Genomic DNA, 16,732 nt, shown 5'->3' with positions numbered 1-16,732 from the left:
AGAGGGTTAATCCATTAACCACAAGCCAGGTTGCCCTACCCTCGTCACTTTCTTGAACAATAAATGTGGGCAATAAAAAAGCGGCCCAAAGGCCGCTCTCTTGTATGGCGTATCGCTGGTTAGCGGATTATGCCGTGGCCAGTTTGGCCTGCTCTTCACCGCGCTTGAGCATGGCGTAGGAGACACCGGTCAGCAGCGAGCCTGCCGCAATAGCCACGATATACATCATGACGTTGCTGATGGCGTGCGGGATGAACAGCACGAACAGACCACCGTGGGGCGCCATCAGTTCACAGCCGAACAGCATGGAGAGCGCACCGGTCAGGGCGCCGCCGACCATGCAGGCCGGGATGACCCGCATCGGATCCTTGGCGGCAAACGGAATGGCCCCCTCGGAGATGAAGCACAGACCCAGCACGAAGGAGGCTTTACCTGCTTCCTGCTCCGCCTTGATGAACTTGGTGCGGGCCAGGAAGGTGGCGATCCCCATCCCCAGTGCCGGCACCATGCCGGCGGCCATCACGGCAGCCATGGGGGCGTAGGTTTTGGAGGCCAGCAGGCCGACCCCGAAAGCGTAAGCCGCCTTGTTGACCGGGCCACCCATGTCGAAGCACATCATGGCGCCGATGATCACACCCAGCAGCACGGCGTTGGCGGAGCCCATGTTGTTGAGGAAGGTGGTCATGGCATTCATGATGCCGGCCACCGGGCCACCCACGACGTAGATCATCACCAGGCCGGTAAACAGGCTGGCAAACAGCGGAATGATCAGGATCGGCTTGAGCGCTTCCAGGGTCACCGGCAGGCGCACCTTGTCACTCAGGTATTTGGCGCTGTAACCGGCCAGGAAACCGGCCACGATACCGCCAAGGAAACCGGCGCCCAGCGAGCTTGCCAGCATGCCGCCGATCATGCCGGGGGCGAGGCCCGGGCGGTCAGCGATGGAGTAGGCAATGTAGCCGGCCAGCACCGGGATCATCAGGGCAAAGGCGGAACCGCCACCGATCTTCATCAGAGCGGCAGCCAGGGTACCTTCCACCTTGAACGCCTCGATTCCGAACACAAACGAGAGCGCGATGATGAGGCCGCCCGCCACCACCATGGGCAGCATGAAGGAGACCCCGGTCAGCAGGTGCTTGTAGGGGCCGGCCTTCTCTTCTTTCTTGGGTTGGCTGGCGCCGCTGTGGCGATAGGTTTTCGCCTCGGTCCAGGCCTTGTCGAGCTCGGCACGGGTTTTCTTGAGCGCCGCGCCCGTGCTGGTGCGATAGACCGGCTTGCCGTCGAAACGGGCCATGTCCACCTCGATGTCGGTGGCGAGGAACACCAGATCGGCGGATGCAATCTCCTCGGCAGTCAGGGCGTTCTGGGCACCGACCGAGCCTTGAGTCTCGACGCGGATCTGATAACCCAGCTGTTTGGCCATGGTCTCCAGCGCTTCTGCCGACATAAAGGTGTGGGCCACCCCGGTCGGGCACGCGGTCACCGCCACGATGCGCTTGCCAGCGGCGGCCGGTTTGGCAGCAGCGGGCGCGGCTTGGTGGCGATAGACGCTGGCGCCGCTGGTTGCGGCTTCCAGCAAGGCGGCCGGATCCTGCAGGGCGAGATCCATACTGCCCTGATAGACCCGCTTGCCGTCATAGGCGGCGAGATCCACCGGGGCGCTGGCGACAACCAGCACCATGTCGGCGGCGGCAATCTGCTCCTTGCTCGGCACCTGATGGGGTTGCACGCTGGAGCCGACGTCGAGGGTGAGTTCCCAGCTAGCCAGTTTGGCCTGCTGTTCTATCCGTTTTGCAGCGAGAAAGCTGGTGGCAATGCCCGCCGGGCAAGCCGTAACCAAGATTGCTTTCATTGGGCATCTCCTGAGTTTTCCATTGAGGGGGTATGGCATTGAACCGGTGCCAGCGCATCCAGACGCTGTACGCGCACCTGCTCAAGCAAGGGGTTGAGCACACTGATATCGCTAAAACCGACCGCCACCTGGCTGACCGCCAGCGCGGAGACGGCAGTGGCCAGCCGCAGGGTCTGCTCCGGCGTCCAGCCAAGGCTGAGGCCATGGGCAAGACCTGCCACCAGGGAATCGCCGGCACCGACCGTGCTGACCACCTGCATGCGCGGCGGAATCGCCTGCCAGACGGCATCCGGAGCAAACCAGATCAGGCCATCGGCGCCGTTGGAGATCACCACGTTGGGGATCCCGCTGGCCTGTAGCGCGCGGGCACACTCGGCCTGCTCGCTCAAAGTCTTGATGGGGCGGCCCGCCCACTGGCTCAGCTCTTCCAGATTGGGTTTGACCAGGGTCGGTGCCGCCTTGATCCCTTCGCTTAACGCCGCGCCGCTGCAATCGAAGATCACCTGCTTGCCTCTGGCCTTGAGCAGGCGGATAAGATGGGCGCAGTAATCGGGGGCCACCCCTTTGGGCAGGCTGCCCGCCAGCACGAACCAGTCGGCGCGCGCTGCCAGTTCATCGATGGCCTGCTCCAGCGCGCCCACTTCCCCTTGGTGGATGGTGAGCCCCGGCAGATTGAGATCGGTGACCCGACCGGACTGCTCGGAGATCTTGACGTTGATGCGGGTGCTGCCCGCCACGCGCACGAAGTGATCGGCCAGGGCACGCTCCTCGAACAGGGAGGCAAAGCTCTGCTGGTTATCGGCGCCAAGCCAGCCGGTAACGCCCACCTCGCGGCCCAAGTCCTTGAGCACCATGGCAACGTTGATCCCCTTGCCCGCCGCACGCAAGTTCGCCTCGCTCACCAGGTTCACCTCGCCCAGGCTCATCGCCTCGAGACGGGTGGTGAGATCGAGCGCAGGGTTAAGGGTGATGGTCACTATGTCCATCAGTGCGCCCCCTCGCCCAGCCCGGCCGCAATGGCGGCGCCTATGCCCTTGAGCGCCGCTTCGGCATCCGGGCCTTCGACACGAAACGCCAGACGGTGCCCGCACTTGACGCCCAAACCGATGACCTTCATCAGGCTCTTGGCGGAGACCGCCTCGCCGCTGCCATCCAGATTCGCGACGCGAATATCGGATTCATACTCTTTGGCCACCTTGACCAGCATGGCGCCCGGACGGGCGTGCAACCCGTGGGGGTTGATGATGGTGAAGGTGTCGGAAAGACCGCTGGCCGGCCCCGCTTGCAGCATGGCCAACCCCTCGCCACCTGCCAGCGTGGCCAGCTGACCGGCTGCGGCCAGTTTGGCCAGATTGTCGAGCTGCACCAGATGGCCGCTATCTGCGGCGCACAGCAGCAGCAGGGCGCTGACCGGTTGCTCCCCTGCGTTCAGTGCAGTGCTAGGCGTTGCCAGCACCCAGCCGGTCTGGGCTGCTTGTGCCCGCGCCAGCCAGATGCCCTCGCCCAGGTAGGCGGGTTCACTTGCCAGCAGGGCGCTCACCATGGCGGCATCCCCCCAGCCGGCGGATTTGGCGCGGGCGGCTGCGCCCAGCAGCAGCTGGTCGCGATCGTCCGCCGGGAAATCGGCCAGGGTCAGGAACTGCACCTCTTTGGCCGCCGTCGCACCGGTCAGGATATTGATGATGGTGTCGGCATCGGTGGCCTCTTTCAATTGCGCCGCAGCCTGCTCGTCACCCAGCACATGGGTGAGCTGGCGCAAAATGCCCAGATGCTCGTCGGACTTGGCGGCGATGCCGATGGCGACGTAGGCGATCTGCCCCTCGTCCCACTCGATCCCCTGCGGGAACTGGGCCACCATGACGCCGGTGTTCTTCACCAGATGCCGGGTGTCGGTGGTGCCGTGGGGAATGGCGATGCCGCTGCCAAGATAGGTGGCGTGCTGCGCTTCACGCGCCAGCATGCCATCTACATATCCCGCTTCCACCAGACCGGCTTCGGTCAGTTTGCCTGCCAACAGGGCAATGGCTTCGGCCTTGGTCGCCACCGACTGCCCCAGCAGGATCTGCTGTCGCGCCAACTTCAACATAGAGATTCTCCATCAGGTGCCGGGCGGCCTGACCGTACCGGCTCATCAAACATAACCATTCGTACCACTCGCCTGCTGACAATAGACCGGATTGCATCCCTTCGCGGGTCATACCCGGTTTTTATGCCCGGCCATCGATTGTCTGCTGACAAGCTGAATCGTTTCACTTACACTCAGACTGAATCGTTTCAGCGAATTGATCAAGTACCCACAAAGAGTGCTTTTCAATGATATGATCCCGCGCACACTTTTCGGTGCCCTCACCAGGCAGTGCCCGTGGGCCTTGCAACTCAAACAGAGCCAACATGATGAAACTGGATGAAATCGCCGCCCTCGCCGGTGTCTCGCGCACCACGGCCAGCTATGTGATCAATGGCAAGGCCGACCAATACCGCATCAGCCAGGCCACCCGCGACAAGGTGATGGCGGTGGTCACCGCCCACAACTACCAGCCGGACAGCCGCGCCGCCTCCCTGCGCGGTGGCCAGACCAAGACCCTGGGGTTCATCCTGCCCGACCTGGAGAACGCCAGTTACGCCAAGCTCGCCAAACGGCTGGAGCAAGGGGCGCGGGTACAGGGTTATCAGCTGCTGATCGTCTGCTCGGAAGATGACCCCGCCACCGAGAAGGAGCTGGCCGAGATGCTGGCCAGCCGCCACGTGGATGCATTGCTGGTGGCCAGTTGCCTGCCGCCCGAAGATCCCTTCTACCTCGGCCTGCAGACGCGCGGCATCCAGGTGCTCGCCATCGACCGGGCCATGGCGGCCGACAAGTTCGTCACCGTGGCCAGCGAAAACCAGAAGGCGAGCTGCGATCTCACCGCCTCCCTGCTCTCGCCGGCAATCAAGCACATCGCCCTGATCACCGCGCTGCCGGCGCTCACGATCAGCCGTGAACGCAAAGCAGGCTTCGAGCAGGCCGTCGCCAGCCACAGCACCGCTTGCCATCTGTGTGAAGGGGCCCACTTCTCCCGCGCCGAAGGTTACCGCCTGATCAAGGCGCTGCATCAACAGCTCGGCCAGCTACCCCAGGCGCTGGTAGCCACCTCCTACATCCTGATGGAGGGGGTGCTCGACTATCTGCTGGAACAGGAGACCGACATGAGCCGGCTGGCCATGGCCACCTTCGGCGACGATCGCCTGCTCGATTTTCTCCCCTTCGGCATCAACTCCCTGCCCCAGCAGCACGATGCCCTCGCCAGCCAGGCGCTGGATCTGGCCCTCAAGGCGATTGGCGGTGAATACCAGTGCGGGTTGCACTATGTGAGCCGTACCCTCAAACGCCGCCGTTAATCCTCTCTGCATCGTGCGCCGCTGCGACCCGGTTCGCAGCGGCGCGTTTTTTCACCAGCCAAAGCGCACTCCTGTCATCTTTTATTTCCACTTATTCTGCCCACCCAGTACAAAATCCGCCTTTACACGCTTGTATCCAACATTTTAATTCGCTAAGTTGGCAACCATCTTTTACAACCAGCGGATTTTTCGTAACGATGGGTTCACTCCGATATTGCTAGCCTCCGGTCTCGACCCCGGAGGCGCCTTGCCAACACCTCATATGCCTGCTGCGCACGGCGCAGTTTCTCGATTCGGATGGACACCATGAATACCAAAACCCTGGGATGTACCCTGTTGATTGCCGGCACCACCATAGGCGCCGGCATGCTGGCCCTGCCGCTGGCCTCCTCCTCCCTTGGCGGGCCCGCCACCCTGCTGCTGATGATCGGCCTGTGGGGCCTGATGGCCTTTACCGCCATGCTGCAGGTGGAAGCCAGCCTCAACACCGGCAAGTGGTACCTGCACCAGCTGGCGGATCACCTGCTCGGCCCCTGGGGCAAGCGCATTGCCTCCTTCTGCATCCTGATGCTGTTCTACTCGCTGGCCTCCGCCTACATCAGCGGTGGCAGCAGCCTGCTGGCCCAGGCGCTGGCCGATGCCGGCCTGCCCCTCAGCCAGGAGCAGGCGGCCTGGGCCTTTACCCTGCTGTTTGGCGGCATGGTTTGCGTCGGCACCAAACAGGTGGATTACCTCAACCGACTGATGTTCACCGTCAAGCTGGTGATCATGGTGGCCGTCCTCGGGCTGCTGCTGCCGCGTGCCGAGGGGCAGCACCTGCTCTCCATGCCGCTCGGTCAGGGCTTGTTGCTGGCAGGCCTGCCGGTCATCTTCACCTCGTTCGGTTTTCACGGCTCCATCCCGAGCGTGATGCTCTACCTGGGGGACTGCCCCAAGCAGCTGCGCCGGGTGTTCGTGTGGGGCTCCGCCCTGCCGCTCATCCTCTACGTGCTGTGGCAAATAGCCATCCTGGGACTGCTCGGTCAGCAATCCCTGATCCAGACCGGCGGAGCGCTGGACAGCCTGCTGGCCAACGTCGGCAATCTGGTGAGCTGGCCCGCCTTCAACCAGGCGATGCACCTGTTCGCCGATCTGGCGCTGGCCACCTCCTTCCTCGGGGTGACGCTGGGACTGTTCGACTTCATGGCCAAGGTGACCCGTCGCAAGGACAACTGGCAGGGCCGTACCCAGACCGGCCTCATCACCTTCGTGCCGCCGTTGCTGTTTGCCCTCTACTTCCCGCAGGGATTCATCATGGCGCTTGGCTACGCCGCCATCGCGCTGGCAGTGTTGGCGGTGCTGCTGCCGGTGGCCCTGGTGTGGCAGAGCCGCAAGCGGGCCGAGGCGCACCACTACCGCGCCCCGGGCGGCGTGCTGGCCCTGGGCCTTGCCGGCGCCATGGGGGTGCTGATCGTCGGGGTGCAGATAAGCGTCAGCATGGGACTGCTGCCCGCGCTCTAAGCCAGAGCCGGTATTGCATGCCCCGATAGCAAAAAAGCAAGAGCCCCGCCAACCAAGTTGGCGGGGCTTTTTCTATGCCATCGGTATATGCCATCGATATAAAGGGACCCGCCGGCACGGTGATCATCTCCTTGATACATCAAGCGTTCATATATGCACCATGTATCGATACCCTGTATATATATGAACAGTTCTTGTACACTGATAACAGATCGCCTTTTTGGCAACAGAACACACGCTCAATCCAGCAAGGAGCCTGACATGGTCGCAACCGCACACGTGCAACGGCAAGATGGCGCCGTTGATCCCAGCAAGGCGCTGCCGGTGGTGTTTCGCATCCTCGACAAATGGCAGTGCAACACAGATGAACAGTTGCGACTGCTCGGTATCTCTTCGCGTTCAACATTGAACAAGTACAAAGAGTCCCACGGCGGGATCAGACTGAGTGCGGATCTGCAGGAGCGAATGAGCTACCTGCTCAACATTCACAAGAGCCTGCGGGTACTGTTCAGCGCGGACGAGAGCATCTATGGCTGGGTACGCAAGTCCAACAGCCACCCCTTCTTCGCCGGCCGCAGCGCCATGGAGGTGATGCAAGGTGGCCGCGTGGCCGATCTCTATGAGGTCGCTACCCGCCTGCACGCCTGGCGCGGAGGCATGGCCTGATGCAGACTCCCCCGCAGCGCGCATTCAAGGACGAGTCCGCCTACCGGATCATCCCGAGCCGCTACCCCACCATCTGCCTCTATGAGGATGTGGCCAACGCCGACGAACTGGAGGCGGTCTGGGCCATCGAGGCACTGACCAACGACAGGCTGAGGGAAGAGGCCGGCGAGCTGACGCGGGTGCCGAAAGCGGACTGGCTGGTGGGCTTGGCTGGCGGCAGCCATGTGATGGCCGCCTTCACCCACCTCAATCCGGAGGGGGCCCGTTTCACCACCGGTGATTTTGGCGGTTATTACTGCGCCCCCAGCCTCGACACCGCCATCAAGGAGACGGTCTACCACCAGGAGCGCGTCTTCGGCTACACCCGTGAACCCGCCCAGAAGGTGCAGATGCGGGTGATCCATGCCGAGTTCAGCGCCAGCCTGGTTGACATTACCGGCGAGGCCTTTCTCGCCACACCGCTCTACCATGCGACCGACTACGGATATTCCCAGGCCTTCGCCCGCGAGCAGAAAGCCCTGGATGTCGACGGCATCTGTTACCGCTCGGTGCGCCACAGCGGCCACGACTGCTACCTGCTCTATCGCCCGCGTCTGGTCAGCCGCGTCCATCAGCCCCGCCATCTGGAGTACCACTGGAACGGCAGCGCCATCGCCAACGTGCTGCAGATCACCCTCTATGGCGAGTGACGGGCACTACCCGCCTCACTCGACCGACTCCCGGATATACAAAAGCCCCGCCAGAGTGGCGGGGCTTTTTACATCAACCGAGCGAGGGAGCAGGCTCCCAGGCCGCTTACTGGTTGTGGGTAGCGCGACGGGGACGACGAGCCTGAGCCGGTTTGCCGGCGCCGCCTTCAGGGCGCTGGCCACCCTGGGGCTTGGGCTTGCCACCGTTACTGGAGCGGTTACCGCCGCCATTGCCACCGTTGGCAGAGCGACCGGCGCCCTGACGCTGGCCTTGACCTTGCGGGCGCGGCGCACGGCGCTGCTCGCTCGGATCGCGCGGCTCTTTGCGAAGCGGCGCACCGATGCCACGGGCGATGTTGTCGAGGGTCTCGCGGGAGGCTTCAAAACCGGCCACCTGCTCGCACGGAATGTTCTGCTTGGTCAGCCGCTCGATGGCCTTGATGAGCTTGCCCTCATCGGCCGCGACCAGGGAGATGGCGTGACCGGCGGCGCCGGCACGGCCGGTACGACCGATACGGTGCACGTAATCTTCCGCCACGTTCGGCAGCTCGAAGTTGACTACCTGCGGCAGTTTGTCGATGTCCAAGCCACGGGCGGCGATGTCGGTCGCCACCAGCACCTTGACGCTGCCATCCTTGAAACCGGCCAGGGCGCGGGTACGGGCACCCTGGCTCTTGTTGCCGTGGATGGCGGCGGCGCTGACGCCGTTCTTGTCGAGGGTCTCGGCAACGCGGTTGGCCATGTGCTTGGTACGGGTGAACACCAGCACCTGCTGCCAGTTGTTGCTGGTGACCAGGTGGCTCAGCAGGGCAATCTTGTTGGCCTTGTCACAGGGGTGTACCAGCTGCTCGATACGCTCGGCGGTGCTGTTGCGCGGGGTCACTTCGATCACCGCCGGGTTGTCCAGCAGGCCGGTGGCCAGCTCGCGGATCTCGTCGGCGAAGGTGGCGGAGAACAGCAGGTTCTGGCGCTTCTTCGGCAACAGGGCCAGGATGCGGCGGATGTCGCGGATAAAGCCCATGTCGAGCATGCGATCCGCTTCGTCCAGCACCAGGATTTCCACTTCGTCGAACTTGACGGCGTTCTGGTTGTACAGATCCATTAGGCGGCCCGGGCAGGCCACCAGCACGTCCAGACCACGGCGGGTGGCCATCATCTGCGGGTTGATGCTCACGCCGCCAAATACCACGTGGCTGCGGATCGGCAGGTGTTTGCCGTAGTTGCGCACGCTCTCGCCTACCTGGGCGGCCAGCTCGCGGGTCGGGGTCAGCACCAGGGCACGGATGCGATTCGGGGAGACCTTGCGCTTGCTTTCAGTCAGACGCTGCAGCATCGGCAGGGTAAAACCTGCGGTCTTGCCGGTCCCGGTCTGGGCGGCGGCCATCAGATCACGGCCAGCCAGTACCGCCGGGATCGCTTGTTGCTGAATGGGAGACGGGGTGTCGTAGCCTTGCTCGGCAACGGCACGCAACAAGGGTTCGGCCAGACCGAGGGAAGTAAAACTCATAGTTACCTGCTAGGGATAGGGGCGCCGACAATCCGGGATGGGGCTCCTCTGCTGAGCCGATGCCATCTCGCCAGACTCGGGCCTGTTGAGAACACAACGATTTCCCCGGGGAGCAGAGCAAAGGGGAAAGAATAGGGGCGCAGTCTAACGGAGTTATTGAGGAGAAACGAGAAAAATGTGACGTTCCTCCCAGCATGTTTGCCAAAAGCAGGTCACCGTCTCGCCCGGAAAAGCCGCTCAAGAACTCATTCGAATCAGGCTATGCTTGATGCCAGATAACGGCGATACCGCCGCATCCGTCCTGTACAAGGAGGTTCAGGTTCATGCGTGTTCATCTTCTGTCGGCCGCCCCTGGCTGGTTCTTGCTCTCCCTGCTGGCAGTTGGGCTCTGTCTGCCGCTGCAGGCCAAGCCCAGGCTGTCGGTGGCCTGGAGCCACTGGCCTCCGTTCAGTTACATCAATCCCCAGGGGACGCTGGATGGGCTGGACGTCACCCTGACCCGCCAGATCCTGAGTCAGGCGGGGCTGGAATCCCACTTTCGCAACCTGCCCTGGGCCAGGGCCATCCATCTGCTCGAACAGCAGCAGCTAGACGTGGCCATGGGGGCGCTCGATACGCCGGAGCGGCGCGCCTTTGCCCGCTTCTCGGTGCCCTATCGGCGCAGTACCTTCGTGCTGCTGAGCAACAACCCCATCCCGGGCCAGCGTGATCCCTGGCTGGCGGTGTCAGACCTGCCGCAGCTTTGCCAGCAAAGCCAGCTGCGCCTTGGCAAGCTGCGCGGCACCCGCCCCATCCAGCTGATGGAAGCGTGCCCCGCCCTCAAGAACGCGAGCGAATACAACGCCGATGACCGACTGGTCGATCTGTTGCTGGCTCGCCGGCTGGACGGCGTCATCATGGAGTGGCAATACGCCCGCTACCGGCTGCAACAGCTGGGGGCCGACGGCTTTATCCGCTGCCAGCTGCTGCTCCATCACCAACCGGTCAGCCTGATGTTTGCCAACTCGGCCGTCACCGACGAGCAGCTCACCCGGGTCAATGAGGTGATTGCCGGCCTGCCCCCACCCGGCCGTGACGTGGCGCCGCCCCCCTGCCGGCTCGACAACCCGGCGGCTGAGCAGGTGACCCCCGGCCAGTGATCATGCGCGATGAAGGTCCATGAAAAAGGCGACCCTGAGGTCGCCTTTTGACTGTGTCTGTGGCTGCACTACTCGATCAGCCGAGCAGTGAACAGGCCGATCAGCGCAGTTGCGGGGTATGCGTCAGCACGCCCTGGTTCTGGGCACGGTGGCGCAGCAGGTGATCCATCAGCACCAGTGCCAGCATCGCTTCGGCGATGGGCACGGCGCGGATGCCGACGCAAGGATCGTGGCGACCCTTGGTGATCATCTCGGTGGCCTCACCCTCGGTGGTGATGGTCTTGCCCGGTACCGTGATGCTGGAGGTGGGCTTTAAACCTAAGCTCACCACGATGTCCTGACCCGACGAGATGCCGCCCAGAATGCCGCCCGCATGGTTGCTGGCAAAGCCGGCCGGGGTCATCTCGTCGCGGTGCTCGGAGCCTTTTTGCTCCACCACCGCGAACCCGTCGCCGATCTCCACCCCTTTCACCGCATTGATGCCCATCATGGCGTGGGCGATGTCGGCGTCGAGACGATCGAACACCGGCTCACCGAGGCCCACCGGCACATTGCTGGCGATGACCTGCACCTTGGCACCGATGCTGTTGCCCTCTTTTTTCAGGTCTCGCATGTATTGATCGAGCGCTTCCAGCTTGCCCGCATCGGGGAAGAAGAAAGGATTCTGCTCGATCTGCGCCGCGTCGAAGGCTTCTGCCTTGATGGGGCCGAGCTGGGAGAGAAAGCCGGTGATCTCGATGCCGTGCACCTGCTTCAGGTACTTCTTGGCAATGGCCCCCGCCGCCACCCGCATCGCGGTTTCACGGGCGGAGGAGCGCCCGCCGCCACGATAGTCGCGCTGGCCGTACTTCTGGTGATAGGTGTAATCGGCGTGGCCCGGACGGAACAAGTCCTTGATGTCTGAGTAGTCCTTGGAGCGCTGATCGGTGTTCTCGATCAAGAGCCCGATGGAGGTGCCGGTGGTCTTGCCCTCGAACACCCCGGAGAGGATCTTCACCTCGTCCGGCTCGCGGCGCGGCGTGGTGTAGCGGGAGGTGCCGGGCTTGCGCCGGTCCAGATCCCCCTGCAGATCCGCTTCGCTGATCTCCAGTCCCGGCGGGCAGCCGTCGACCACGGCGCCCAGCGCCAGGCCGTGGCTCTCGCCGAAGGTCGTCACACGAAAGAGTTGGCCGAAACTGTTCCCTGCCATGAGTGCTCCTGCTTAGCTCTTGTAAATCGCGAAATAGTCCTGGTATTGCACCAGATCGGCACGGCTCATCACGAACACGCCGTGACCGCCGTTCTCGAACTCAACCCAGGTAAAGGGTACGTCCGGGAACTGGGCTTCCAGATGGATCATGCTGTTGCCCACCTCGACCACCAGCACGCCATCCTCTTTGAGGAAGTCGGCGGCATTGGCCAGCAGGCGCTTGGTGAGCTTGAGGCCGTCAGAGCCGGAGGCCAGCGCCAGCTCGGGTTCGTGACGAAACTCGTCCGGCAGATCCGACATGTCTTCGGAATCCACGTAGGGCGGGTTGGAGACGATGAGATCGTACTTGTCGCCCACCGGCAGATCGCGGAACAGATCGGAGCGGATCGGAATGACCTGCTGCTCCAGCCCGTGATCGTTGATGTTGCGCTCGGCCACGTTGAGGGCATCGACGCTGATGTCGATGGCATCCACTTCGGCTTGTGGGAACTCGTGGGCCATGATGATGGCGATGCAGCCAGAGCCGGTGCACAAGTCCATGATCCGGGTCGGCTCATGCTTGAGGAAGGGGGCGAAGCGGTTGGCCACCATCTCGGCGATGGGAGAACGGGGAATCAGCACCCGCTCGTCCACGTAGAACTCCCAACCAGCATACCAGGCCTTGTTGGTCAGGTAAGCAGCCGGTACCCGCTCCTGCACGCGGCGGATGATGAGCTCGGCGATGCGGTGCCGTTCGCTGGTGGTCAGACGGGAGTGGCGCATGCCCGGATCCACGTCCGGCGGTAGATGTAGCGCGGGCAGTACCAGCTGCACGGCTTCATCCCAGGCGTTGTCGGTACCATGTCCGTAGAAGATCCCGGCGTCGTTGAAACGACTCATGGCCCAGCGCAACATGTCCTGGATGGTGTGCATCTCGGCAACCACCTCATCGATAAATATCTTGTCCAAATCCACCTCCAAGTCGAGTAATATCCGGCCCGAGAATTCTATACAGCGAGCAAGACGAGTACCTGATGAAAAAAACGCCCTCACCGACAGACGAGGAAACCCAGCTGTTCCGCGATGCGATAAAAGGTACCCGGAAAATCAAGCAAGATACCATAAGGGCCGACCTGCGCCCGGTCAAGCAGAAACGCGAACTGCGTGAGAGCCGCGAAAAGCTTGGGGTTGACCACTATTTCAGCGATGAGTACCAGCCCCATCTCGAGGCCGATGGACCGACCCGTTACGTGCGCGAAGATGTGTCAAAATTCGAGCTTAAAAAGCTCAAGCGCGGCAGCTATCCGCCGGAGATCTACCTGGACCTGCACGGCATGAACCAGCAGCAGGCCAAACAGGAGCTGGCAGCCCTGCTGACCCTCTGCCAAAAAGAGAACATTCACGTCGCCTCCGTGATGCACGGCATCGGCAAGCATATCCTCAAGCAGCGCATTCCAAGCTGGCTGGCCCAGCACCCCAACGTGCAGGCGTTCCATCAGGCCCCCCGCGAGTGGGGCGGCGACAGCGCCATCCTGGTGCTGCTGGATATCGAGGAGTAACGCTCCCGCCTTCTGGCATGCTCTGACGCACGTCCAGAGCAGCATAAAAAAACCACCGCGACCTGGCGGTGGTTTTTTTATGGGCGCAGACGCCTCCTCGAACCTGCCGCTTCCACGTAACGCTTGAAGTTGTCGAGGATCCCCTGCCAGCCCGCCTGCTGCTGGGCCGGGGTGTGGCTCGTCTCGGCATCGAAGGTTTCCTGCACCCAGGTGCCACCCGGTTCGCTCGCAAACTGCACATCCACCTCGCGCCCGTCATCCATCACGAACGAGAGACGGGTCGGTGCTTCCACCCGGGTAAAGGTGCCGGTGAAATCAAAACCGGCGCTACCATCCTTGGCCGCCATGTGATGGCAAAAACGCCCGCCCACCACCAAGTCGACCCGGCTGCCGGTGGTGTGCCAGTCGCTGGAGGCTGCATTCCATCTGGCGATGCAGTCCGGATCGTTCCAGGCCCACCAGACGGCCTCTATCTCCTGCTCAATATGTGCCTCGATGCTGATCTTCATGACGCGCTCCGTGCTAGTTTGCTGTGGGATGACTGGCCATGCCGGCCAGCTCGCTTGCGGATGCCAGCAAGTAAAGCCCAGCGGATGGCGTCGAGCCAGTCCATCTGGCAGGACTGACCATCGCCAATCCAGTGGCAAGGCGTTCCTTCTGTCTACGGGACAAGGATCAAAAACGGCCGCACTATACTGAATATCAATACGTTATTCGCCATGGAGGTTGCATGTTCACACAGGGTTCCCATGCCGACATCAAGTCGTCTCTCGATGCCATCGGTGCCGCCGTTGCGGTGTTTTCCCTCGATGACGACGATCGCTTTACCCTGGTCTCCGCCAACGACACCTTTGCCCAGGCCTTCGAGCTGGACGTGCTGGGCAGCATCGGCAAGCGCCTGAACGAAATGTTTCCTCGCTACATCACCGGCAGCATCGAGCAGCCGATGCATGAGTGCGTGAGCCAGCAGACGGGGCTCGAGAGCGAACTGCCCATCGACACCCTGTCGCGCACCAGCTGGTGGCGTTTTGTCATCTCCCCCATCATTCCCGAGCAGTCACGCATCACCCGCATAATAGTCACCGCCATCGACATCACTGCCAAAAAGCAGCTGGAGGAGGCGCTCAAGATGAGCCGCAAGCGCTTCGAGGCGGTGGTCAACTCCGCCTACGACGGCATCATCAGCGTCAGCAGCGAGTCGCGTATCGAACTTATCAACACCGCCGCCTGCGAGATGTTCGGGGTGGACGAGAGCTACCTCGGCAAACGACTGGATACCCTGCTACCTCAGCGCTTTCGGGCCAACCACGACGGCTACTTCAAGGCTTTCAGCAACTCCCCCATCAACTCGCGCCCCATGCATGCCCGCGCCTCCGTGATGGGGCTGCGCCGCGACGGCAGCGAGTTTCCGCTGGAGGTGACCATCGCCAAGATCAACTTGGGTCAGACCACCGAGATGACCGCCATCCTGCGGGATATCTCAGAGCGGGCCCGGCTGGTGGAGGAGCTCAAGGTGGCGGCCACCACGGATCCCCTCACCGGGATCGCCAACCGGCGCCGCTTCGACGAGCTGGTCAAGCTGGAGATGCAGCGCTGTCAGCGCTTCGGCCACACCATGAGCCTGCTGCTGATCGACATCGATCATTTCAAGCAGATCAACGACACCTATGGCCATCAGCAAGGGGATCAGGCCATTCTCAGCCTGGTAAGACGGGTCGCCAAACAACTGCGGGAAGTGGACATGCTGGGCCGCTGGGGCGGCGAGGAGTTCATCGTGCTGCTGCCGGAAACCTCGCTGGAGCTGGCCTGGGCCAGTGCGGAGCGGATCCGCCTCGCCGTCGAGTCGCAGCTGCATCAGCTGGGCGCAGGCACCGAGGTATCGCTCACCATCAGCGTCGGCATCAGTGCCAGCCTGGGCCCGCAGGATACGGTGGAGCGCATGGTGCGCCGAGCCGATACCGCGCTCTATCTGGCCAAGAAACAGGGGCGCAACTGCTCAAGGAAGGCACTGCCAGATTCCCCCTGACAGACAATACACGCCAGGCCTGAGAAACCACTCAACAGGCCTGGCGCTTCCGGCTCAATTCAAGGCAGCGACGCCATGTTTGCTGCCTGGCCGGGCAAAGAAACCCAGCGGCCCGCCAGCGTCGCCACATGCAAGCGACACCTCAAGCACGGCCCCGTTGGCCAGCTGCCACTCGAAGAAGTCGTCAAATCCCGCCACGGTCAGCGCCCGGATCACCTTGGCCACCACGCCGTGCGCCACCAGCAGGACCATTTCTTGACGGCAGCTCTGCGCCAGTTCCGCCAACCCCTGCCCGACCCGGGCAATGACTTCGTCCAACGATTCGCCGCCAGGCGGCGCCTCGGCCCAGCGGCGGGTGATGTTGCGTGCCCACAGCGCAGGGTAACGCTCCCTCGCCTCTTGCTGGGTCAGCCCCTCGAACACCCCGACATGGCGCTCGCGAAAAGCGGGGGCGAGCGTCACCGGCAGCACCAGCTCGTCCGCCACCAGGGCCGCGCTTTGCCGTGCCCGCAGCAAAGGGGAGCTCAGCAGCAGCTGAAACGGGACCTGCGCCAAGGCCAGCGCCCTTGCCTGCACCCTGATCTGGGCCACCCCAGTGTCGCTCAGACCGATATCCAGCGCCCCCTGATAGCGCCCTTCGGCATTGGCCGGAGTTTGCCCGTGGCGCATCACCACCAGTTGCATTGTCTGTTCCTTTGATTGCGACCGATGCTCGCGCTGCCTCGCCCCGTTCTCACGGCTTGGGGGCAAACTGCTCGAACACCTGCTGACCGGTCAGGGTCGGTGTCTCGTTTTTCAGCTCGTAGAAATCGGGCTTTTCATCGATAAATATCTGACTCGCCAGTTGGAAGGGTTCGCTCTGAAACAGGCCGGCCGGCACTATGTACTCATCCGTCGGCAACAGGTGATAGAAAAGGTGGGTACCGCAGGTGGGGCAAAATCCTCGCTCCGCCCACTCCGAGGAGCGATAGGCCACCGGGGTGAGCCCGCGAAAGCGCACCTCCTTGCCACAGTGCACCGCAAACAGGGGGCCGCCCGACCAGCGTCGACAGGTGCTGCAGTGACACAGCCCCACCTCCTTGTGATCGCCGGCCGAGACCTCAATCCCGCCGCACAGACAATGTCCCTTCATCACTCCTCCTTGTGTCTTGTTGTCGCTTGCCGTTGCTGAGTGACCGCGCCATTGCAGCCACTGCCGGATCAGATGAGTACCATGTTGCGCCCTCGTCGGCCACCGCCCTCATCACA

Annotated in this window: 16 protein-coding genes; 7 read left to right on the top strand and 9 right to left on the bottom strand. The window is 62.8% G+C overall.

All coding sequences use genetic code 11. From position 1 onward, the window contains the following. Nucleotides 1-127: 127 nt before the first annotated feature. From fruA to fruB, 3 genes are read right to left on the bottom strand one after another with little or no spacing between them, the layout of a single operon-like run. Nucleotides 128-1,852 (bottom strand): PTS fructose transporter subunit IIBC, encoded by a 1,725-nt coding sequence (gene fruA, locus E5E97_RS15545; RefSeq protein ID WP_118881273.1) that lies wholly within the window; start codon nucleotides 1,850-1,852, stop codon nucleotides 128-130. Further along, a complete protein-coding gene (gene pfkB, locus E5E97_RS15540) occupies nucleotides 1,849-2,838 on the bottom strand; it encodes a 1-phosphofructokinase (RefSeq protein WP_118881274.1) in 990 nt (329 codons plus the stop codon). Before pfkB ends, fruA begins: the two co-directional genes overlap by 4 nt. Then, entirely contained in the window at nucleotides 2,838-3,938 is a 1,101-nt protein-coding gene (gene fruB, locus E5E97_RS15535) for a fused PTS fructose transporter subunit IIA/HPr protein (protein WP_171280517.1), read from the bottom strand. The genes pfkB and fruB overlap by 1 nt, the downstream gene beginning before the upstream one ends. Nucleotides 3,939-4,243: 305 nt before the next feature. Here fruB and cra point away from each other — a divergent pair, with 305 nt between their 5' ends. From cra to E5E97_RS15515, 4 genes are all read left to right on the top strand, one after another. Further along, the gene (gene cra / locus E5E97_RS15530) at nucleotides 4,244-5,230 is read left to right on the top strand and encodes a catabolite repressor/activator (protein WP_162901945.1); all 987 of its coding nucleotides are present in this window, start codon (nucleotides 4,244-4,246) and stop codon (nucleotides 5,228-5,230) included. 306 nt (nucleotides 5,231-5,536) lie between these two features. Further along, entirely contained in the window at nucleotides 5,537-6,730 is a 1,194-nt protein-coding gene (locus tag E5E97_RS15525; RefSeq protein ID WP_065480569.1) for an aromatic amino acid transport family protein, read from the top strand. 261 nt (nucleotides 6,731-6,991) lie between these two features. Continuing rightward, on the top strand, nucleotides 6,992-7,396 hold the full coding sequence (locus E5E97_RS15520) for an antitoxin Xre-like helix-turn-helix domain-containing protein (protein WP_016350639.1): 405 nt from the start codon (nucleotides 6,992-6,994) through the stop codon (nucleotides 7,394-7,396). Then, complete coding sequence (locus E5E97_RS15515) at nucleotides 7,396-8,085, top strand: RES family NAD+ phosphorylase (protein WP_043122731.1); 690 nt, start codon at nucleotides 7,396-7,398, stop codon at nucleotides 8,083-8,085. Before E5E97_RS15520 ends, E5E97_RS15515 begins: the two co-directional genes overlap by 1 nt. Before the next feature lie 106 nt (nucleotides 8,086-8,191). Here E5E97_RS15515 and E5E97_RS15510 read toward each other — a convergent pair whose 3' ends face one another. After that, on the bottom strand, nucleotides 8,192-9,592 hold the full coding sequence (locus tag E5E97_RS15510) for a DEAD/DEAH box helicase (RefSeq protein WP_102988828.1): 1,401 nt from the start codon (nucleotides 9,590-9,592) through the stop codon (nucleotides 8,192-8,194). 323 nt (nucleotides 9,593-9,915) lie between these two features. On the opposite strand from E5E97_RS15510, the gene E5E97_RS15505 reads away from it, so the two are divergent. After that, nucleotides 9,916-10,731, top strand: a complete 816-nt coding sequence (locus E5E97_RS15505; RefSeq protein WP_171280516.1) for an ABC transporter substrate-binding protein — start codon at nucleotides 9,916-9,918, stop codon at nucleotides 10,729-10,731. 100 nt (nucleotides 10,732-10,831) lie between these two features. Here the strand turns inward: E5E97_RS15505 and aroC are convergent, their stop codons facing one another. Both aroC and prmB read right to left on the bottom strand, forming a co-directional pair. Then, nucleotides 10,832-11,920 (bottom strand): chorismate synthase, encoded by a 1,089-nt coding sequence (gene aroC / locus E5E97_RS15500; protein WP_016350634.1) that lies wholly within the window; start codon nucleotides 11,918-11,920, stop codon nucleotides 10,832-10,834. A gap of 12 nt (nucleotides 11,921-11,932) precedes the next feature. After that, on the bottom strand, nucleotides 11,933-12,868 hold the full coding sequence (gene prmB / locus E5E97_RS15495) for a 50S ribosomal protein L3 N(5)-glutamine methyltransferase (RefSeq protein ID WP_024945276.1): 936 nt from the start codon (nucleotides 12,866-12,868) through the stop codon (nucleotides 11,933-11,935). A gap of 65 nt (nucleotides 12,869-12,933) precedes the next feature. On the opposite strand from prmB, the gene smrB reads away from it, so the two are divergent. Beyond that, complete coding sequence (gene smrB, locus E5E97_RS15490; RefSeq protein WP_011706199.1) at nucleotides 12,934-13,458, top strand: endonuclease SmrB; 525 nt, start codon at nucleotides 12,934-12,936, stop codon at nucleotides 13,456-13,458. A 77-nt stretch (nucleotides 13,459-13,535) separates the two neighbouring features. Here smrB and E5E97_RS15485 read toward each other — a convergent pair whose 3' ends face one another. After that, on the bottom strand, nucleotides 13,536-13,967 hold the full coding sequence (locus E5E97_RS15485) for an SRPBCC family protein (RefSeq protein ID WP_118881277.1): 432 nt from the start codon (nucleotides 13,965-13,967) through the stop codon (nucleotides 13,536-13,538). 221 nt (nucleotides 13,968-14,188) lie between these two features. On the opposite strand from E5E97_RS15485, the gene E5E97_RS15480 reads away from it, so the two are divergent. Beyond that, nucleotides 14,189-15,484 (top strand): diguanylate cyclase, encoded by a 1,296-nt coding sequence (locus tag E5E97_RS15480; RefSeq protein ID WP_076360815.1) that lies wholly within the window; start codon nucleotides 14,189-14,191, stop codon nucleotides 15,482-15,484. Between the two features lie 54 nt (nucleotides 15,485-15,538). On the opposite strand, the gene E5E97_RS15475 is transcribed toward E5E97_RS15480, so the two are convergent. Together E5E97_RS15475 and E5E97_RS15470 are read right to left on the bottom strand one after the other, a co-directional pair. Beyond that, a complete protein-coding gene (locus tag E5E97_RS15475) occupies nucleotides 15,539-16,168 on the bottom strand; it encodes a histidine phosphatase family protein (protein WP_118881278.1) in 630 nt (209 codons plus the stop codon). A 49-nt stretch (nucleotides 16,169-16,217) separates the two neighbouring features. Then, nucleotides 16,218-16,616, bottom strand: coding sequence for a GFA family protein (locus tag E5E97_RS15470; RefSeq protein WP_118881279.1), 399 nt, complete (start codon nucleotides 16,614-16,616; stop codon nucleotides 16,218-16,220). Nucleotides 16,617-16,732: the final 116 nt, after the last annotated feature.

It is taken from the genome of Aeromonas sp. 2692-1 (assembly GCF_013085505.1).
In the GTDB taxonomy this organism is placed as follows: Bacteria; Pseudomonadota; Gammaproteobacteria; order Enterobacterales; family Aeromonadaceae; genus Aeromonas; species Aeromonas hydrophila.
Note: the sequence above shows the minus strand (reverse complement) of the source record. Positions and strands in the feature narration are given on the sequence as shown.